Genomic DNA, 21,492 nt, shown 5'->3' with positions numbered 1-21,492 from the left:
ATGAAGACTTTGAATAGAATATTGATAGGGACAGTGTTGTTGGCAACTCTGTTCTCTTGTCAGGATGTTGTAACTTATAATGATGGTTATGATGATGGCATGAACTCATTTGGAGCACCCGATGTGCAGGGCATCTATTCTCCGGATGATACGGATTTACAGGTTCCGCTGACCAAAGGAGGATTTGGTGAAATGATTGTGTTGGTCGGGGAGAACCTCAGCAATGTGACGAAAATTACTTTCAATAATATGGAAGTGGATTTGTCGGAAGTGTATGCGACATCAAAAAAGGCGTGTTTCCCTTTACCGGGGGATATGCCTGAAGAAATCACGAACAAATTATATTATGAAACAGAGCGGGGGAATACGACTTGTGAATTAAAACTGGATGTCCCTGCAATGGAGGTAAACGGCTTATATAATGAGTTTGCGTTGCCAGGCACATTCCTGCGGATAAAAGGTAAATATTTTGAATTATATGGATTTGGCAAGAACTCGTCATCTGTCGTTAAGTTTAGCGATACGGAATTGGAGATAGAGAGTGTGACGGACCAGGTGATTACTGCCAAACTTCCGGGGGATATTCCGGATAACTCGATGATTGTACTGGAATGGAATGGTACAGAAGGACATTGCTCTTATCAATTACCTTATCGGCAAACGGACAATCTTGTTTGGGATTTGGCTAATCCTTCGGATTATGGTATTTGGGGTGGTAAGGATTTTATAACCGATGGTTCCAATACAGGAGATCCTGTAGCTTTGGGCGGTTCTTTTTTCCGGGTAAAAGGCACTTATAAGGCTTGGAGTTATACAGGATTGCCTTCCGGCAGTATTATATTAGATGAGGAAGTTGCCGCTAATCCTTCTGACTACCTGTTCAAATTTGAAGTTAATTCGGCTTCGGATTATCCGTTCTATGACATTACGTCGAATACAGGCGGTTATCTGATTAAGCTGAATGGCGGTAATTACCAGTGGAAATATTCATTAGATGAGAATATGAATACATTTGGAGAATGGTATACTGTAACTCTGGAACTTGAAAATGTAGCTACTGCCGGATTGGTTTCCGGAAAAATAGCTTTAACTTTGGCAATGCAACCTAATGTAGAATGGAATGTAGACCATAGTTTTGCCAATATCCGTATTGAAAAGAAGATAGGACAGTAATTCGATAGTGAGTTTGCACTTAACTGATAAATAGAAGTAGAATGATAAAAAGAATTTGTTTTTTATTGAGTCTTTTGATGTGTGGCGTCCTTTATGCCCAGGATATTACGTATCGTACTGTAAAGGATTTGTCATATAGTTCTTCAAAAGACCCTTATGCAACGGAGCGTTGCAAGCTGGATGTTTATTATCCGGAAAATAAGACCGGATGTCCTGTGGTAGTTTGGTTTCATGGTGGGGGGCTTACCCAAGGCAATAAATCAATACCGGGCAGGCTGAAGAAAAATGGAATGGTGGTTATTGCCGTAAATTATCGCCTACTTCCGAAGGTGGCTATTTCCGAATGTCTGGATGATGCCGCTGCTTCTGTTGCGTGGGTTTTCCGGGAAGTGGAAAAATATGGGGGTGATAAGAATAAGATATTTATATCCGGCCATTCTGCAGGCGGCTATCTGACGGCTATGGTCGGTCTGGATAAAAGATGGTTGAAGAAATATGATATAGATGCTGATTCTATTGCCGGATTGATACCTTTCAGCGGGCAGGTGATTAGTCATTTTTCTTATCGGAAGATGAATGGTATAGATAATCTTCAGCCTACTGTTGATGAATTTGCTCCTTTGTTTCATGTTCGCAAGGATGCTCCGCCTTTGGTGCTCATTACAGGCGACCGGGAATTGGAACTTTTCGGACGTTATGAAGAGAATGCGTATATGTGGCGGATGATGAAATTGGTCGGGCACAAAGAAACATATCTTTATGAAATCGGTGGTCATGGTCATGGCCCCATGGGCGATCCGGCATTCTATATCTTGAAGCAGCATGTAAAGAGGATATTAGGAGAGCCTGAAAAATAACTCAAAATAAGACGGCATCCGTTAGTTAGAACGGAACTGCTTAACGAAATCCCTGGCAATGTTTATTTTGTCAGGGATTCTTTTTTCCCCGAATGTATCCGAATACTGTTCCAAATGTATCATGTGACAAATAGGATAGTGTGAAAACCATTTGGGAGCCATATTTCATGTGCACATCTCTACTTTTGCTTTCGGAAAGATAATTCTTTATTACCTACATTAAACTTAAAAATATTACAATGAAAAAAAGTAGACCGACCATTGGTATAGCGAAATCCCGGGTGCTCCTGACAGGGGTAGCATTCGTACTTATGGCATGTTCATCGGGAGAAGAATTTACCGGGCATTCGGGCAAAGGAGAGGAACCTGTTATTGCACCTGTCCTTTGTACTTCCGGTGCTTCGGAGCAAGCGGTGAAAGTATATGATTTCTTAAGGGAGAACAGGAATAAGAAAACACTGTCCGGAACAATGGCATGCCCGAGTTGGAATGTCAATGAGGCGGAATGGGTATATCAGCATACAGGCAAGTATCCGGCTATTGCTTTTTTTGACTATCTCTCTTTGGAGTATTCCCCTTGTTCGTGGATTGATTATTCGAAAACGAAAATAGTGGAAGACTGGTGGAACAAGAACGGGCTTGTGGGTGCGGGCTGGCATTGGAGAGTGCCATGTGTCCAAGGAAGTGCCGAACGGCACTATACTCCGGGGGACGGTTCTGTAGATCCGGGTACGGGAAAAAGGACGACGACTGTTTTCAGTGCTGCTAACGCTACAAAGGAGGGCACTTGGGAAAACGAAGTCGTCAAGGCCGATTTGAAGAAGCTGGCGGGCTATTTGAAGTTGCTTCGCGATAAGAGAATTCCTGTAATATGGCGTCCTTTGCATGAGGCTGCCGGTAATATCTATAATTATAAGAATGGAAAAGCCTGGTTTTGGTGGGGAAATGACGGGGCGGAAGCGTACAAGAAACTATGGATTTATATTTTCAATTATTTTAAGAAAGAAGGAATCAACAATCTGATTTGGGTATGGACTACACAAACTAAGGATAGCGAGTTTTATCCGGGGGATGAATACGTCGATATGGTGGGGCGTGATATGTATCCTGCAAAGGATGAGTACACTACTGGGGAATACTGTTTCAGGCAGTACGGTACGATAACTGCTTCTTGTCCGGGTAAGCTGGTGGCATTGAGCGAATGTGGAAATGGCGAACAAAGCGGGAAAGTGTATCATCTTGCCCGGATATCCGCCCAGTGGGAGGCAGGGGCAAAATGGACATACTTTATGCCGTGGTATGATTACAGCCGTACGAAAGAATTGGATTCGGAAGCTTTTACTGCGACATCCCACAGGTATGCAGATAAGGATTGGTGGGTGGATGCAATGTCACAGGATTATGTAATCACCCGCGATCAATTACCCTCTTTTAAATAATACTTAATAGCTTGAAGATGAAAAATAAACTAGTTATGGCAGGCATTTTCCTGCTTGCTTTAGGAATGGGCGGATGTGTGACAAGAGAGCAACAATCTGCTTCGAAGACTGTGGAGACGGAGGCATTGTTGGACAAACTAATCCGTTTGCCGGAGAAAGGATTCATGTTTGGTCATCAGGATGATCCGGTATATGGTATCCGGTGGGATGGAGACGAGAACCGTAGTGATGTCAAAAGTGTGTGTGGCGATTATCCGGCAGTGATGGCTTTTGACCTGGGGCGTATTGAAAGGGGAGGAGAGAAGAACTTGGATGATGTTCTTTTCGAACGGATACGAGCAGAGATTATAGCACACTATAACAGGGGTGGTGTTTGCTCTCTTAGCTGGCATGTGGATAACCCTGTGACGGGAGAAGCGTCTTGGGATGTGAGTGATTCAACGGCAGTTGCTTCCGTCCTTCCCGGAGGAGAGAATCATGGGAAGTTTCTTGGATGGCTGGATAGGGTAGCAGATTTTATGAATTCGCTTGTCACGAAGGAAGGAGTTAAAATACCGGTGATTTTCCGTCCCTGGCATGAACATACGGGGAGCTGGTTTTGGTGGGGACAAAATCTTTGTTCTGCCGAAGAATATAAGTCGTTGTGGAAAATGACTTATGATTATCTACAGGAAAAGGGAGTGAATCATTTGCTATATGCTTATTCTCCGGGTAGTGAGCCCGATAATGTGAATGAATATCTGGAACGCTATCCGGGTGATGGCATGGTAGACTTGTTCGGGTTTGACACTTATCAGTTTGAGCGTGAAAAATATGTGGATACTATGGAGAAGTCATTGACGGTTCTTACAGAGGTCGGAAGGTTGCATAATAAACCGGTTGCAGTGACGGAGACTGGATATGAAGCTATCCCGGATTCTACCTGGTGGACAGAAACCTTGTTTCCTATAGTGGACAAATATCCTGTCAGCTATGTATTGGTCTGGCGAAATGCCCGCGAAAAGGAAGCGCATTATTATGCCCCGTATCCGGGACAAATATCTGCACTTGATTTTGTGGAGTTTTATAAGCATCCTAAAACCATTTTTGTGTCTGATTTGAAATGAAATTAAAATACTAAATAGATGAAAACATTTAAAGAAAAAATTCGCGACTTATTTGATGATTACGAGAAACTGGTAACTCGTAAGAATATGCCTGTTGAAGGTGGAAATGGAATTTTCACACGTTATCAATATCCTATTTTGACTGCTGCCCATACCCCTGTGTTTTGGCGCTATGACTTGGACGAAAAGACAAATCCTTTCTTGATGGAACGTATCGGCATGAATGCTACGTTAAATTCGGGAGCTATTAAATGGAATGGTAAATATTTGCTGGTGGTGCGTGTTGAAGGAGCGGATCGTAAATCTTTCTTCGCAGTGGCTGAAAGTCCTGACGGCATAGATAATTTCCGTTTTTGGGATTATCCCGTGACTATGCCTGAGGACATTATTCCTGCGACAAATATTTATGATATGCGCTTGACGGCTCATGAAGACGGATGGATTTATGGTATTTTCTGTGCTGAACGTCATGATGATACGGCACCTGCGGGAGATCTTTCCTCGGCTACCGCTACGGCAGCTATTGCCCGCACCAAGGATTTGAAAACTTGGGAGCGTTTGTCGGATTTGAAAACAAGAAGCCAGCAACGAAATGTGGTTCTTCATCCTGAATTTGTGGATGGAAAGTATGCGTTGTATACCCGTCCGCAGGACGGTTTTATAGATGCCGGAAGTGGCGGTGGTATCGGTTGGGCCTTGGTAGATGATATAACTTGTGCGGAAGTAAAGGAAGAGACTATAATCGACCGGCGTTATTACCATACAATCAAAGAGGTGAAAAATGGTGAAGGCCCTCATCCTATTAAGACATCGAAGGGATGGTTGCACTTGGCGCATGGTGTGCGTGGGTGTGCATCCGGTTTACGTTATGTGTTATATATGTATATGACTTCCTTGGAAGATCCGGCGAAAGTGATTGCTTCTCCTGCAGGCTTCTTTATGGCGCCGGAAGGAGAAGAGCGTATCGGAGATGTCTCTAATGTATTGTTTACCAATGGCTGGATAGCTGATGAAGACGGTACGGTTTTTATTTACTATGCTTCTTCTGACACTCGTATGCATGTGGCGACTTCTACAATAGACCGGTTGGTCGATTATTGTATGAATACGCCTGCGGACGGTTTTTTTACTTCTGCCTCAGTGGAGACGCTGAAGAAACAGATTGATAAGAATCTGAAACTGATGCATACTTTATGATAGGGATTAGGGAAAAGATAGGCTATGGTTTCGGTGATATGGCTTCGTCCATGTTCTGGAAATTGTTTGGCTCCTATTTGATGATATTTTATACGGATGTGTTTGGCATGCCTGCAGCAGTGGTGGGCACGATGTTTCTCATCACTCGTGTTTGGGACTCGGCGTTCGACCCTATAATCGGGATTATTGCCGACCGGACGCAATCGCGGTGGGGAAAGTTTCGTCCTTATCTGTTGTATCTGGCTATTCCGTTCGCTGTGATCGGTGTGCTGACTTTTACAACTCCTGATTTCGGTGATGGCGGGAAAGTAATATATGCGTATTTTACATATTCGTTAATGATGATGGTGTATTCAGCTATCAATGTACCTTACGCTTCGTTGTTGGGAGTGATGAGTCCGGAACCGAAAGACCGGAACATGCTTTCTACGTATCGTATGACTTTCGCTTACATCGGAAGTTTTATAGCATTACTTTTGTTCATGCCGATGGTGAATCGGTTCAGTATGGGACACGACGAGCAGCATGGTTGGATGATGAGCGTCATTGTAATTGCGGTGTTGTGTGCGTTGCTGTTTTATGGTTGCTTTGCATGGACTACTGAACGGGTAAAACCTATTAAAAAGCAGCAGAATTCCTTAAAAAGTGACTTGCAGGATTTGCTTCATAACCGTCCCTGGTGGATTCTGTTGGGAGCCGGTGTAGCTGCATTGGTCTTTAATTCTATTCGTGACGGGGCAACGGTTTATTATTTTAAGTATTATGTTGTAGAAGAAGAATATGCTTCCATTTCTTTATTTGGAATTTCCTTTGTATTGAGCGGGCTTTATTTGGCTGTCGGGCAAGCCGCCAATATTGTCGGAGTGGTGTTGGCAGCTCCATTGAGCAATCGTATCGGCAAAAAAAAGACATATATGTGGGCGATGTCGATAGCGACGGTACTTTCAATAATTTTCTACTGGTTTGATAAAGAGCAGCTGATGCTGATGTTTATTTTTCAGGTGTTGATAAGTATTTGTGCGGGTAGTATCTTCCCGCTTCTATGGTCAATGTATGCAGATTGTGCTGACTATTCGGAACTTAAAACGGGTAACCGTGCTACGGGACTTATCTTCTCTTCTTCTTCCATGAGTCAGAAATTTGGCTGGGCTATCGGAAGCGCCGTTACGGGCTGGTTGCTGGCTTTTTACGGTTTTGAGGCCAACGCGGTGCAGGGCGAGGAAGCTATTCATGGAATAAGGATGTTCCTAAGCTGGCTACCGGCTATGGGTACGGTGCTGAGTGTCATCTTTATCAGCCTTTATCCGCTTTCCGAAAAAGAAATGAGAAAAATCACTAACCAATTGAATGATAAAAGAAAATAATAAGATTATGAAAATACATAGATGGATTATTAGCCTGGTATTCTGTTGTTGTGTAACTTTTCTTTCCGCACAAATCCGTGGAACGGAAATTACTGTAGTCGTATCTCCCGACCATACAGACTGGAAATATCAGTTGAAGGAAGAATGTTCGTTTACAATTCAGGTATATAAGGCACAAAACCTTTTGCCCGGAGTGGTAATAGACTATGAGTTGGGGCCGGAATGGTATCCGGTGGAAAAGAAGAAAGGGGTTTTATTGAAAGACGGAAAGACAAGTGTAACGGGGTGTATGGATGTTCCCGGTTTTTTGCGCTGTAAAGTGCGTGCATCTGTTGACGGGCATGTATATGAAGGATTGGCTACCGTGGCTTACGCACCTGAAGAGTTGAGGCCACATACATCACTGCCTGCAGATTTCCGTCAATTTTGGGATACTGTTTTGAAGGAAGCCCGACAGATTCCTTTGCTTCCTACTATGGAACTTATTCCTGAACGTTGTACGGATAAGGTAAATGTCTTTCATGTCAGTTTCCAGAATATTTGTAACGGTTCGAGAACGTTCGGTATTCTTTGTATACCCAAAAAGCCGGGTAAGTATCCGGCGTTACTTCGCGTGCCCGGTGCCGGAGTGCGTCCTTATTCGGGAGATGTCCATATGGCTTCCAAGGGAGTGATTACGTTGGAAATAGGCATTCACGGGATTCCTGTGACGATGTCGCAGATGATATATGACGTATTGTCGAAAGGAGCGCTTAACGGGTATCCTTATCAAAATGATAATAGTCGGAATAAGAGTTATTATAAGCGTGTTTTCGCAGGTGCTCTTCGGGCGGTCGATTTTATAGCTTCTTTACCGGAATATGACGGAAAAAATATGGGAGTGACAGGTTCCAGTCAGGGAGGAGCACTTTCTGTTGTAACGGCGGCATTGGACAAACGGATTACCTTTTATGCGGCTATCCATCCTGCGATGTGTGACCATCAGGCACATTTAAAGAAGATTGCCGGAGGATGGCCTCATTACTTTTATTATTTTCCTCAACCGTCAAAAGAGCGGATTACCACAGCAGCGTATTATGATGTGGCAAATTTTGCACGGCTTATTACTGCACCGGGTTGGTTCAGTTGGGGATATAATGACGAAGTATGTCCGCCTACCTCTATGTATGCAGCTTATAATATTATTACAGCTAAAAAGGAGTTGCATCCTTATTTAGAGACGGGACATTATCTATATCAGGAGCAATCCGATGAGTGGAATAAATGGCTTTGTCGTCAACTAGGTTTATAAATTGGCAGATGATATGGAAACGACAGTTAGAAAATTAAAGGAAGAAATGCAGTGTATGCTAACGGGCAATATTCTTCCGTTTTGGATGGATCATATGATAGATTCGGAGTATGGCGGTTTTTATGGACGAATTTCCGGCACAGGAGAACGTGTTCCCGGAGCTTCTAAGGGCGTTGTTCTGAATGCAAGAATTTTGTGGACTTTCTCATCGGCTTACCGTTTGTTGCATAAGGATGAATATCTGAAAATGGCAACCCGTGCCAAACAGGAATTGATAACTCATTTCTATGATCACGAATATGGAGGGGTATTTTGGTCAGTTTGTGAAGACGGTTCTCCTTTGGATACTAAAAAACAAATTTATGCATTGGGTTTCGCTATCTATGGATTGAGTGAATATCACCGGGCTACGGGAGACGCAGAAGCGCTTGAATATGCTATACGTCTGTTTTATGACATTGAAGAACATAGCTTTGATCGGATTAAGAACGGTTATTGTGAGGCGTTGACCCGTGAATGGAATGAAATAGAGGATATGCGTTTGAGTGAGAAGGATGAAAATGAGCGGAAAACGATGAATACGCATTTGCATATCCTGGAGCCTTATACAAATCTTTTTCGTGTTTGGAATAATGAGTATCTGGAATGTCAGTTGCGTAATCTTATAGAGCTCTTTACCGAGCGGATACTGGATATTGAAACCGGGCATTTACGGTTGTTTTTTGATGATGACTGGAATAGTAGACATGACATGGTTTCGTATGGGCATGATGTAGAAGCGTCATGGCTGCTGCATGAGGCTGCCTTGCTTATCGGTGATAAACGATTGATAACCCGGATAGAACCGCTTGTGATAGAGATAGCAGAAGCGGCTTCCGAGGGGCTTCTTCCAGGTGCGGGTATGATTTATGAAATGAATAGGAGTTGTGGTTCTATAGATGCCGAACGGCATTGGTGGGTACAAGCGGAAGCGATTGTTGGATATGTAAACCTTTACCAGCATTTTGATGACCGTTTGTCACTGTTGAGGGCAGTACGATGTTGGGAATTTGTGAAAAGACATCTGGTTGATAACGACAATGGAGAATGGTTTTGGGGAATACGTGCAGACGGAACAGTGAGCCGTGCAGAAGATAAGGCGGGTTTTTGGAAATGTCCTTACCATAATGGGAGAATGTGTATGGAGATAATGGAGCGGTTTTAGGTGAATAATAAAGAAAGGAGTATTAAGATGAAGAAATGGATTTTAATCGTTTTGCTTTTTACCGGATGTTCGGCAGACCATCAGGCACAGGAAGCGGTAGTGCAGACACAGGAGAAGGTGGATTTCAATAAGATGCATTTCGGTTGTGACGGGAATAGCATTACTGCGGGTAATCAGTGGTCAAAAACGGTTGTTGATATACTTGGTTTTACCACTCATCATAATGTTGCGGTAGGATCGGCAAAATGGGCATGTTATATTGATACGCAAGAATATGGCAGTAAGGACTTTGCCGGTATTTCCAGTGGGTGGAAATCTACAGATGATAAAGTGGAAATACAGAAAAGACACAATAATGTGGCAAAAGTACATATTCAGAAGTTTATATCAGAAGTAGAAAACGGTAGTTTTCCGGTACCGGATATATTTGTTTTTTCTATGGGTACAAATGATACTAAAATAGGAAGCGCGTCTGATGCCTTAAAAGAGAAAATATTGGATAAAGTGGATCTTACCACTATGGCGGGGGGAGCTCGCTGGTCTATTCAGACAATTATCGAGCGTTTCCCGGAGTGTCGGGTATTTCTCTGTACGCCAATTCAGTCGGGAAGTGCGTCTCATAATGACCTGAACTTGAAAAAAATAGCAGTCTTGCGGGAAATATGCAATGCTTTTTCTGTTCCGGTGATTGATTGTTATTCTGAATGTGGTATTAAAGCGGAAGACGAAGTTTGGGGAGAACGTGGGCGTTATTTGAAAGACGGGTTGCATCCGGATGTAGAAGGACAACAATTAATGGGGCGTTATATTGCAAAGAAAATACAGGATTATTTAGGAGTAAATTGACGTACGGACATAAAAAAAGGAGCAACGCCTTGCTCCAACCTTTGTTAACCTTAAATCTAATACTATGAAAAACACATTGCAAAGATACGGACTCTTGGGAAATTAGCAAATTATCCAAGTAAAATAGTATGTTTTATAACACGTTTTAATATTATCTCCCTATTTGTTAAGAAAAACGCCGTTCCTTTTTAAATCTATGCAACACTTATTTTGAAAATTGAAACAGGGGATACCGTTGATTCTCTGCCGAAAAACCGTTATCTTTGCAAAGATATTGTAATTGTTTACTCTAAATAAAAAAGAAAGGGAGAGAACCGTGAACGAAGAAGAAATCGTCCTCACCCCGATGATGAAACAGTTTCTGGATTTGAAAGCACAACATCCTGATGCAGTGATGCTGTTTCGTTGCGGCGACTTTTATGAAACATATTCTACGGATGCTATCGTTGCGTCCGAGATATTAGGAATCACACTGACAAAACGCGCTAACGGAAAAGGAAAAACTGTTGAGATGGCAGGATTCCCCCACCATGCTCTCGATACATATCTGCCGAAACTGGTTCGTGCCGGAAAGCGTGTCGCTATCTGCGACCAGTTGGAAGATCCCAAAATGACCAAGAAGTTAGTGAAACGGGGGATTACCGAACTGGTGACTCCGGGTGTTTCCATCAATGATAATGTATTGAACTATAAGGAGAACAACTTCCTGGCTGCCGTCCATTTCGGAAAGGCTTCCTGTGGAGTTGCCTTTCTCGATATATCTACCGGCGAATTCCTTACTGCGGAAGGCCCTTTTGACTATGTGGACAAACTGCTGAACAACTTCGCTCCGAAAGAGATTCTTTTCGAGCGTGGCAAACGCCTGATGTTTGAGGGGAATTTCGGCAGCAAGTTCTTTACCTTCGAGCTTGACGACTGGGTATTTACGGAAACCACCGCCCGTGAGAAGTTGCTGAAGCATTTTGAGACGAAGAACCTGAAAGGTTTTGGCGTGGAACACTTGAAGAATGGTATCATAGCTTCCGGCGCTATCCTGCAATACCTTACGATGACGCAGCATACACAGATTGGACATATCACTTCTTTGGCTCGTATTGAGGAAGATAAATATGTTCGTCTGGATAAGTTTACGGTGCGTAGCCTTGAGTTGATTGGCAATATGAATGATGGCGGAAGCAGTTTGCTGAATGTCATCGACCGGACAATCAGCCCGATGGGAGCACGTTTGCTGAAACGCTGGATGGTCTTTCCTTTGAAGGATAAGAAGCCGATTGACGAACGGTTGAATGTCGTGGAGTATTTTTTCCGCCAACCGGACTTTAAGGAATTGATTGAAGAGCAGTTGCATCTGATAGGTGATTTGGAGCGTATCATTTCCAAAGTCGCTGTAGGGCGCGTATCGCCTCGTGAAGTGGTTCAGTTGAAGGTGGCTTTGCAGGCTATCGAGCCGATAAAGTTGGCATGTATCCAGGCAGATAACGCAAGTCTGAACTGGATAGGGGAACAGTTGAGCCTTTGTGTCACTATTCGCGACCGGATTGCCAAAGAGATTAAGAATGACCCGCCACTGGCTATTAATAAGGGGGGAGTGATTCAAGACGGGGTGAATGCGGATTTGGATGAACTACGCCGGATTTCGTATTCGGGAAAGGATTATCTGCTTCAGATACAGCAGCGCGAAAGCGAACGGACGGGTATTCCGAGCTTGAAAGTGGCTTACAATAATGTGTTCGGTTATTATATTGAAGTCCGTAATGTACATAAGGATAAGGTTCCACCCGAATGGATTCGCAAACAGACGTTGGTCAACGCAGAGCGTTATATCACGCAGGAATTGAAAGAGTATGAAGAGAAGATTTTAGGGGCGGAAGATAAGATTCTGGTGCTGGAAACGCAACTATATACGGATTTGGTACAGGCATTGATGGAGTTTATTCCGCAGATACAGATTAACGCGAATCAGATTGCCCGGCTGGATTGTCTGTTGTCATTTGCCAATGTGGCTCGTGAGAATCGTTATATCCGTCCGGTCATTGAGGATAATGACGTACTGGATATTCGTCAGGGGCGTCACCCGGTGATTGAGAAGCAGCTTCCTATCGGTGAGAAGTATATTGCCAACGATGTGATGCTGGATAGTAATACGCAGCAGATTATCATTATAACCGGCCCCAATATGGCGGGTAAGTCGGCACTCTTGCGTCAGACGGCGTTGATTACGCTATTGGCTCAAATCGGCTCGTTTGTTCCTGCCGAGAGTGCACATATCGGACTGGTGGATAAGATATTCACCCGTGTGGGAGCGAGTGATAATATATCAGTCGGTGAATCTACATTCATGGTGGAAATGAACGAAGCGGCGGATATCCTGAACAACGTTTCTTCCCGAAGCCTGGTACTATTTGACGAACTGGGTCGTGGTACGTCTACGTATGATGGTATTTCCATTGCCTGGGCAATTGTAGAATATATCCATGAGCATCCGAAGGCAAAAGCACGTACTTTATTTGCTACGCACTACCATGAATTGAATGAGATGGAGAAATCCTTCAAGCGTATCAAGAATTATAATGTATCGGTGAAAGAAGTGGATAACAAGGTAATCTTCCTTCGTAAACTGGAGCGTGGCGGTAGTGAGCACTCTTTCGGTATCCATGTGGCAAAGATGGCGGGTATGCCGAAAAGCATCGTGAAACGCGCCAACGAGATATTGAAACAGCTTGAATCTGATAATCGTCAACAAGGAATAGCAGGCAAGCCATTGGCGGAAGTGAGCGAGAACCGTGGTGGTATGCAGTTGAGCTTCTTTCAGTTGGATGACCCGATTCTTTGTCAGATTCGTGATGAGATATTGAACTTGGATGTGAATAATCTCACTCCGATTGAAGCGCTGAATAAGCTGAATGATATTAAGAAGATAGTCAGGGGGAAATAAGAAAATGGTATCTGCCCTAACAAGAAAGAGTAAATGATAAAAAAAGGGATTAGTGATTTAAACATCGCTAATCCCTTTTTCCGTTTCAGGCTACTTTCTTCTTTTTGTCATAGAAGAACATAAAGTAGACACCTATTATGATGAATGGAACGCTTAACCATTGTCCCATATTGAACATCATGCTGTTCTCGAAATCTTCTTGATTCTCTTTCAGGAACTCGATAAAGAAGCGGAAGGTGAAGATATATGTCAGACAGAGGCCGAAGAAGAAGCCGCGATGCAGTTTCTTACTGTAATTCTTATACAGGTAAATCATGATGAAGAACAGGATAAGATAGGCGATAGCTTCGTAAAGCTGTCCCGGATGGCGGGGTAACATATCTACGCGCTCGAAAACGAATGCCCAGGGCACATCAGACGGTTTACCGATAATCTCGGAGTTCATCAGATTGGCAAGACGAATGAAGCAGGCCGTGATTGGCGTAGCTACGGCAATCATATCCAGCACATCCATATAATGAAGTTTCGTCTTACGACAATACAGCCAAAGGGCAACTATCAATCCTAGTGTACCGCCGTGGCTGGCCAATCCTTCATATCCGGTGAATTTCCAGTTTCCGTCCGGCATGAATTTGATGGGAAGAATCATCTCCCAAAAATGAGACAGGTAATATCCCGGATCATAGAACAGACAATGTCCCAGGCGGGCACCAATCAGAATACCAAAGAAACAGTAAAAGAAAAGCGGGTCAAACTTCTTCTCCTCTATCTTTTTATCCCGGTACTGGTAGTGAACAACAACATAAGCAAAGAATATTCCTACTGCCCACAGTAATCCGTAGTAACGGATAGAAATGCCGAACAGGTTGAATAGTTCGGGGTTCGGGTTCCAGTTGATGGATAATAGCATGGCATTCATTCTATATTGGATTAATGTTAATGATTAGATTCTTTGAATTTCTCCGCAACCATCCGGTAGGTCGGTATATCTATTCCCTGTTCTTCGGCTGCCGCAATCATATCGAAGAGCAGACCCTGGATTTCCGAGTCATGTCCGCGTGCCAGGTCTTTCTGCATGGAAGCGGTGCTTTCGGGGTCGAGTTTATCAATCACTTTCAGATTATAGCTGACGGGGTCTTCCGGGAATTCAACGCCCAGTTTCTTTCCGAGAGCGGCGCTTTCCGTAGAAAGTCCGATAAATGTATCCCGTACCTTTCCCGGTTTCTGCACTTCTCCCATCGGAACATCGTAGTAAGCACCCGTTACCGCCATTGCGGAGATGAACGACCATTTGATGAACGTATCCCGGTTGATGTCCGGTGACAGGTCTACCTTTATGCCTGCTTCCTGCAAGTCTTGCCGGATAGCTTCCAGTAATCCGGGTTTTACGACCGTGCCGTGATGGGCGCCATATACCAGGCGAAATATCTTGCCCATTTGGGTAATTTCTCCAGTGCCGGAAACGAAGCCTACGATATAGATACAACCATCCAGGACAGTGACTCCCGGAACAAGTTTCTGTATGCGCGGCCCTGTTCCATATACATTCAGAATAGGGATGACAACCGTATCTTTGTGTGCTGCCCTTTTTATCAGTTCTACGATGGAATCGACCGAATAACCTTTCACGCATACAAATATCACATCTGCTTTCCCGTTAAATTCTTCAGCCGTAGTTGCCGGGATTCGGAGCGTATGTCCGCCCTTTAAATCCGACTTCAGTTTCAGGCCGTTTGTCTGAATTGACTGTAAATGAGCTCCACGGGCAATACAAGTTACATCTTTGCCTGCCAACGACAAGAATCCTGCGATACTGCCGCCTACACCTCCCGTTCCTGCAATGAGATATTTCATGTTGTTAGCGAATTAGTAATTAATAAGTCGTCGGTGATTGTCGATAATCACACGTTGAAACGGAAATGCATGATGTCGCCATCCTGTACGACATATTCTTTTCCTTCCACACCCAGTTTACCGGCTTCCTTCACGGCTGCTTCCGAGCCATATTGGATATAATCTTCGTATTTGATAACTTCTGCACGGATAAAGCCTTTCTCAAAATCGGTATGGATAACACCTGCGCATTGCGGAGCTTTCCATCCTTTTTCGTACGTCCAGGCACGTACTTCCTGTACGCCGGCTGTGAAGTAAGTTTCAAGATTCAATAATTTATAAGCTGATTTGATAAGACGCGCCACGCCCGATTCTTCCAGACCTACCTCGGCAAGGAACATCTGACGGTCTTCGTACGTTTCCAGTTCGGCGATGTCCGCTTCTGTCTTGGCTGCGACAACGAGGATTTCTGCATTCTCCTCTTTCACGGCTTCACGTACCATATCTACGTATTTGTTTCCGTTTACCGCGCTTGCTTCGTCTACGTTGCAGACGTACATTACCGGTTTGCTGGTCAGTAGGAACAGTTCACGGGCAATCTTTTGTTCGTCTTTGGTTTCAAAAGTAACGGTACGTGCCGATTTGCCTTGTTCCAAAGCTTCTTTGTATTGAACCAGCACATCGTAAGCCTGTTTTGCAGCTTTGTCACCACCTGTCTGCGCCTGTTTCTGCACTTTCTGGATACGGCTTTCGATAGTTTCCAAATCCTTCAACTGAAGTTCGTAGTCGATGATTTCTTTGTCGCGGACAGGATTTACACTTCCGTCTACATGCGTCACGTTCTCATCGTCGAAGCAACGGAGTACGTGAATAATTGCATCCGTCTCACGGATATTGGCAAGGAACTTGTTTCCCAGTCCTTCACCTTTGCTTGCGCCTTTCACCAGTCCGGCTATATCTACGATTTCTACTGTTGTAGGGACGATTCTTTGGGGATGTACCAATTCTGCCAGTGCATTCAGACGTTCATCGGGAACGGTGATTACACCTACATTCGGTTCAATTGTACAGAAAGGGAAGTTTGCCGCTTGTGCCTTTGCGTTCGACAAACAGTTGAAAAGTGTTGACTTACCCACGTTCGGTAGTCCTACGATACCACATTGCAATGCCATATTAATCTATTATTACTTTTGTTACCAAGTTGCTCGTTTTAGTTTGCAAAGATAATCATTTTTGAACTAATAAAGGAAACTTGGTGCACTTTCTGTCTTCTCCCCTTATTCCCGGCTACTTCCAATTGGAAAGTTAAGCCGGAAGAATAAGGGGAGAAAGTATTCATTTCATTATTACTCGCAAGGTGGCACTTCGGAAATACTACCGTATCGGTGATACTCGAAAGAGATGCTTTGCTCCTTGATATAGTGCAGCAACTCGATGCGTCCTTGCTTGACGGGCGGTGCTGTCGCAATGTACATATCATATTCCGCAGCTACTTCATACATTTTTTGGGGAATATTGGGCGAACAAGTCCGTATTCTTGCATAATCTATCATTACTTCCAGAAATTTCTCCATTGACTCTTCCCTTAGTTCGCAACCGGCTCCGGCAAGTGCGGCACTACGGTTGTCAGTCGGGTCGAAGCTGATGGCGAGCGGTGTTCCGCAGATCTTTGCCGCATAGGCAATCATCAATGCTTCTTCGTCCGTATCCTCCGGGAATAGACGCAGAATCATTTCATACAGAGGCAGATAACGGAAAAGATTCTGTTCCCCGTATAGCTTGTTGATGTCTTTGGCTTTTGAGAATTCTTCCTGCCAGGCTTTCTCATAGCTTTGTTTATAATCAGTCTTGCTGTCCGGCTTGTCTGTGATTTCTACAAAGCAAGTGCAATAATTGGGGCCGCCCGCTTTGAGGCCGCCACCAAAAGCGGACATATTCATTCCGCCGAATGGCTGACGGTTGACGATTGCTCCCGTAATTCCCCGGTTGATATACAGGTTTCCTGCCGATAGGGTGTCCTTCCACAGTTTCTGTTCAGCTTCGTCGAGGCTCTGTAATCCTGAAGTTAATCCGTAGTACAGGTCATTGACCAAGTCAATACCTTCTTCGAGACTATCAATGCAGCCGACACTTAGTAGCGGGCCGAATAACTCAGTGCAGAAAGAGAAGCTCCCCGATTCTACTCCCCATTTTACGGTGGGGGCCAATATATATTCTTTCTCGTCTATAAAGCGCGGTGGAACCAGCCACGACTCTCCCGGTCTGAGATTGAAGGCTTTCAGTAGCTTGTCATTCTTGTTGGTAATCATCGGGCCTACCACATTTCCGGCATTCCAGACACTGCCTGTTTTCAGACTTGTTGCCGCATCTTTCAGTTTGCTTTGGAAGTTCTCATCCTCGTAGACCGAGCGTTCTACCAACAACAGTGAGCAGGCGGAACATTTCTGTCCGGCATTGCCGAAGGCGGAAGCGACGATATTCATGATAGCATGGTCGCGGTCGCCCGATGCTGTGAGGATAATGGCGTTTTTGCCACCGGTTTCTGCGGATAGTGGAGTTGCCGGAGCAGTCTTTGCGATATTTTGGGCGGTATCCGTGCCGCCTGTCAGGATAATATGCTTGATGGCGGGAGCGGTAGTCAGTACTTTCAGTGCTTCCCGGTTGGTAATGATGACCTGTAATGCTTCTTTGGGTACACCTGCGTCCCAAAATGCCTTGGCAAACATCCAGGCAACCGGAGCTGCCACAGTAGCAGGTTTCAGGATAACCGTGTTTCCGCCTGCCAATCCCGCCACTATACCACCTACAGGGATAGCGCAAGGGAAATTCCAGGGAGAAATAACCAATATCGTTCCCTTCGGCTTCATCTCTATGTCATCCAATACGGCAAACTTCTTCATCGCCGTCGTATAGAAACGGGCATAATCTACCGCTTCCGAAACTTCCACATCACCCTCAATCACCGTTTTACCCGTCACGGCACACATGCAACCTATCAGGTCGCCCCTCATGTCGGCCAACCGGTTGGATGCTTCGTACATAATCCGATGCCGTTCTTCCAGTGTAGTCTTTCTCCATCCGGCAGGGTCTGCTTCGGCAATCCCGATAATCTTTTCCACTTGCCCGCTGTCCGCTTGTGACATCTCACAGATACAGACTTCATCATTCTGACAACGGTCGAGGTATTTATAACGGCTTTCGCATACTACCGTTTCCGCACCTATCTGTAACGGGATGATTTCCGGCTCTTCCGTTCCGTTTTTCTTCCATTTGGCGAAGATACGACGTACCCATTCCTGATTCTGTGGCAAGTCGAAATCCGTATCCGGCTCATTCTTCATCGTATCCGACGGCGCAACGGGAGTATAGGGAAGATTACGATTCTGAATACGCGGCGATACATGGGTAATGTTATCTTTCATCGCATACGCATCTTCAAACTGTTTCGCAAGGAAGTCCCATTCTTCCGTATCCGGTTTTAGATTGAAAGAGTGAGTCAGGAAGTTGTCAGGTGCCGTGTTTTCATCCATCCGGCGGACAAGATAAGAAACTGCATTCAGGAAATGCTCGTTCTTGACTACCGGAGTATAGAGAATCACCCGATTGCCGAGCATGGACTGGGCACGCCATAGATGATTAGCCATTCCTTCCAGCATTTCGAAGGTCATAAATTCGGCTGTGCCGTACTTCTGAGCTAGCAAATAAGCGTAAGCGATAGAGAATAGATTATGAGAAGCTACACCAAGATGCAATGCCCTGGCATTTTCGGGCATCAATGCCCGTTCCAACAGGTGCAGATAGTTGGCGTCCACTTCCGTCTTGGAAGGAAGAATCGGATTCGGCCAACCTCTCAAGGAAGAAATAACCGTCTCCATCTCCAGGTTACAACCTTTCACGAGACGCATCTTGATAGGAGCACCGCCTTCCGCTATGCGGGCTTTGGCAAATTCCAACAATTCCGTCTGGAAATCATGCGCATCCGGCAGATAAGCCTGAACAACGATTCCCGCAGAGTAATTCTTAAACTGCGGCAGACTGAGCACAGTCTTGAAAAGACGCAATGTGAAGTGCGCGTCTTTGTATTCTTCCATGTCCAGATTGATGAACTTGGATTGTTTTGCACCGGTTTCGTCTATATACGGGAAATCAATAGCCTTCTGATAGAGCGCGGACATTCGCGAGACGAGTTCGGGAAAACTTTCCTCATAATTCAGGGCATGCGTCTGAGCGTATATTCCCGATATTTTCACAGAGATATAATTGATATCGGGTGATTCCAATGCTTCTAAATAATGGTGGTAACGATGGTCGGCTTCCCCATTACCAAGCACTACTTCACCCAGCAGATTTACGTTCTGTCCGATTCTCTCTTTGGCGCGGGTAGCGAGATGCTTTGTGAGTTGCGGACGTTCCTCGTTGATGATGACTTGCGAGGTATCCATACGCAGGCGCTTTTTGATAATCGGGATAGCGATAAAATCGAAATGATAGCCGAATGCCTGATACATCTTGAATAAGAAAGCATCCCGTTTATTCAGAAATTCGGGTACGCCGTATTGGTCGAGAAGAGTCTTGATACGTTTGGCAAGTATTCTCCGGTCGCGGATTTGCGATGATTCATCAAGCATCTTGACCAGGAACTTCTTGTCCTGCGGGCGTTGTACCATAACGGCGTATTTATGCTGTTCCCGGCGTTCGGCTTTGGTAATGGTATCTTCACAAGTCTGATATAGCTTGAGTACCCAATCCCGTACTTCAGAAAGGGTCGGTTGAAATTGTTTGTCCATAAGAATTTGTTCTATGTAGATTGTGGAAAATGAAGAAAAAAATCTCAAACTGCAATTTACATATCATGGAAGGTGGGGCTGAACATAACAGCACGGTAGCGATGCAGGGTTTGCAACGCTTGCTGCGAGAAGCGGTCGAACAGATACTGCTGTTTCATACTCGTCGTTTTTTTAAGTTATTAGAAACGAAAGGCTTGCACTTCTCACAAAGATAAAAATAATTTGTTGATTTTCAAGTAAAAGGAGAAGAAAATGCAACTGTGTTAAATTCGTATTTCAAAAGATTTAGTATGAGTTGGTTTATGACGGTGCAGAAATGAACAAAATCTGTGCGGAAAAGAATAGTCGTTATACCCGTAAGGGTAGGTAGCACATAACTTACCTACAATCAGATTGAACGGGTTTGGTTTATATTCATTTTCTCTTTTATATTCTTTCTATTTCCTCAATTGGAAGTCCGGTGTATTTGGAAATGGTATCATCAGGCAATCCGTCCGATTTCATTTTTCTGGCTATTTCTATTTTCTCTTCTTCATGTCCTTTTTCCAATCCTTCTTCATGTCCTTCCTTTCGTGCCGTATTCACAGCATTCACTATATCCCGATACGCTTTTACACTATCTTCATATTCTCTCAACTGTTTTGGGGTGAAACGGGCTATTGAAGCAGCTTCAAACAAACGGTTGAATACGCGTTCCTGCAATGCAGCCGGACGTTCCAGGAGGCGTGATAGATTCTTCAGGACGAAAACCCACTTTTCGAATAATGTTTCCAGTTCATGTTCGGTCTTGGTGAACTTGGGGAGTTCCAGATAAATGAATGTAAGTTTGTCGTAGAATACTTTTTTGGTATTTACGTCCATCAACTTTACTTCGTGGTGGAAATAGTCTTTTGAGTTCTTGTCTTCGTCGAATACAAAATTGAGTATTCCTACTGTATAGACCGATTCGAGCCGGTAATCCCAATCTCCCCGTTTAGCCTGTTCGCGGATGGGGAAGGTGGAGTAATATACACTGCGGTCTTTGAAGAATTGCTGGAATACATTCTGCATCTCGACAATGAATTTTTCGCCGCTTTCCGTTTCGCAATACACATCAAAGATGGCACGACGTTCTTCTTTACGAATGCCCAGTTTCTCACCGTTGAGGTAAGTAAGGTCGGTGACGGTATGTGTTCCATGAAAAATCGCATTCAGAAAGCCAATTAGCAGTTCTTTGTTCATTGGCGTTCCGAAAAGATATTTGAATCCGAAATCGGTTCTCGGGTCAATATACAGTTCCTTCCATTCATTTACTGGCATAAGCGTGAGATTTAAATGATTAGAAAACAAAGATAATCGTTTTATTTTGATATCTGATAAACAAAATGAAAGATTGTTCATAATGGTGCAGAAATGAACTAAACTTAGTTTTTCTAAAACTTTATTGGTAGTATACAATGATTTAATCCCCGTTATACATA

At 44.2% G+C, this 21,492-nt stretch carries 15 protein-coding genes; 10 read left to right on the top strand and 5 right to left on the bottom strand.

The genetic code is table 11. The annotated features are described in order from the left end of the window. From AB5443_RS21495 to mutS, 10 genes are all read left to right on the top strand, one after another. On the top strand, positions 1-1,173 hold the full coding sequence (locus AB5443_RS21495) for a glycan-binding surface protein (protein ID WP_277130122.1): 1,173 nt from the start codon (positions 1-3) through the stop codon (positions 1,171-1,173). A 41-nt stretch (positions 1,174-1,214) separates the two neighbouring features. Next, positions 1,215-2,030 carry an alpha/beta hydrolase gene (locus AB5443_RS21490; protein WP_277130124.1) on the top strand — a complete coding sequence of 272 codons (816 nt, stop codon included), beginning with the start codon at positions 1,215-1,217 and terminating at the stop codon, positions 2,028-2,030. A gap of 239 nt (positions 2,031-2,269) precedes the next feature. Further along, complete coding sequence (locus AB5443_RS21485) at positions 2,270-3,469, top strand: glycosyl hydrolase (RefSeq protein WP_277130126.1); 1,200 nt, start codon at positions 2,270-2,272, stop codon at positions 3,467-3,469. Between the two features lie 11 nt (positions 3,470-3,480). Beyond that, positions 3,481-4,575 (top strand): glycoside hydrolase family 26 protein, encoded by a 1,095-nt coding sequence (locus AB5443_RS21480; RefSeq protein ID WP_277130128.1) that lies wholly within the window; start codon positions 3,481-3,483, stop codon positions 4,573-4,575. A gap of 18 nt (positions 4,576-4,593) precedes the next feature. Then, positions 4,594-5,772 carry a glycosidase gene (locus tag AB5443_RS21475; protein WP_044653859.1) on the top strand — a complete coding sequence of 393 codons (1,179 nt, stop codon included), beginning with the start codon at positions 4,594-4,596 and terminating at the stop codon, positions 5,770-5,772. After that, a complete protein-coding gene (locus AB5443_RS21470; RefSeq protein ID WP_277130131.1) occupies positions 5,769-7,136 on the top strand; it encodes an MFS transporter in 1,368 nt (455 codons plus the stop codon). The genes AB5443_RS21475 and AB5443_RS21470 overlap by 4 nt, the downstream gene beginning before the upstream one ends. A 7-nt stretch (positions 7,137-7,143) precedes the next feature. Next, complete coding sequence (locus tag AB5443_RS21465) at positions 7,144-8,427, top strand: acetylxylan esterase (protein ID WP_277130134.1); 1,284 nt, start codon at positions 7,144-7,146, stop codon at positions 8,425-8,427. A gap of 13 nt (positions 8,428-8,440) precedes the next feature. Continuing rightward, a complete protein-coding gene (locus AB5443_RS21460) occupies positions 8,441-9,631 on the top strand; it encodes an AGE family epimerase/isomerase (protein ID WP_277130137.1) in 1,191 nt (396 codons plus the stop codon). Positions 9,632-9,658: 27 nt separating this feature from the next. Next, entirely contained in the window at positions 9,659-10,477 is an 819-nt protein-coding gene (locus AB5443_RS21455; protein ID WP_277130139.1) for an SGNH/GDSL hydrolase family protein, read from the top strand. Positions 10,478-10,823: 346 nt separating this feature from the next. Then, positions 10,824-13,412 (top strand): DNA mismatch repair protein MutS, encoded by a 2,589-nt coding sequence (mutS, locus tag AB5443_RS21450; RefSeq protein ID WP_277130534.1) that lies wholly within the window; start codon positions 10,824-10,826, stop codon positions 13,410-13,412. 85 nt (positions 13,413-13,497) lie between these two features. On the opposite strand, the gene lgt is transcribed toward mutS, so the two are convergent. The 5 genes from lgt to AB5443_RS21425 form a co-directional block, all read right to left on the bottom strand. Then, positions 13,498-14,331: a prolipoprotein diacylglyceryl transferase gene (lgt, locus tag AB5443_RS21445; RefSeq protein ID WP_277130142.1), complete on the bottom strand. Its 834-nt coding sequence runs from the start codon at positions 14,329-14,331 to the stop codon at positions 13,498-13,500. 17 nt (positions 14,332-14,348) lie between these two features. Next, entirely contained in the window at positions 14,349-15,266 is a 918-nt protein-coding gene (locus AB5443_RS21440) for a ketopantoate reductase family protein (protein ID WP_195406329.1), read from the bottom strand. Positions 15,267-15,313: 47 nt separating this feature from the next. Continuing rightward, the gene (gene ychF / locus AB5443_RS21435) at positions 15,314-16,417 is read right to left on the bottom strand and encodes a redox-regulated ATPase YchF (RefSeq protein ID WP_368114585.1); all 1,104 of its coding nucleotides are present in this window, start codon (positions 16,415-16,417) and stop codon (positions 15,314-15,316) included. A gap of 174 nt (positions 16,418-16,591) precedes the next feature. Beyond that, positions 16,592-20,032 (bottom strand): bifunctional proline dehydrogenase/L-glutamate gamma-semialdehyde dehydrogenase, encoded by a 3,441-nt coding sequence (locus AB5443_RS21430; protein WP_368114584.1) that lies wholly within the window; start codon positions 20,030-20,032, stop codon positions 16,592-16,594. A 426-nt stretch (positions 20,033-20,458) separates the two neighbouring features. Further along, positions 20,459-21,331 (bottom strand): Rpn family recombination-promoting nuclease/putative transposase, encoded by an 873-nt coding sequence (locus AB5443_RS21425; protein WP_368114583.1) that lies wholly within the window; start codon positions 21,329-21,331, stop codon positions 20,459-20,461. Between the last annotated feature and the right edge of the window lie 161 nt (positions 21,332-21,492).

Origin of the sequence: Bacteroides sp. RTP21281st1_H5_RTP21281_210402 (assembly GCF_040918965.1) — a bacterium.
Taxonomy (GTDB): domain Bacteria; phylum Bacteroidota; class Bacteroidia; order Bacteroidales; family Bacteroidaceae; genus Bacteroides; species Bacteroides congonensis.
This window is presented reverse-complemented; position numbering and strand designations above follow the sequence as displayed.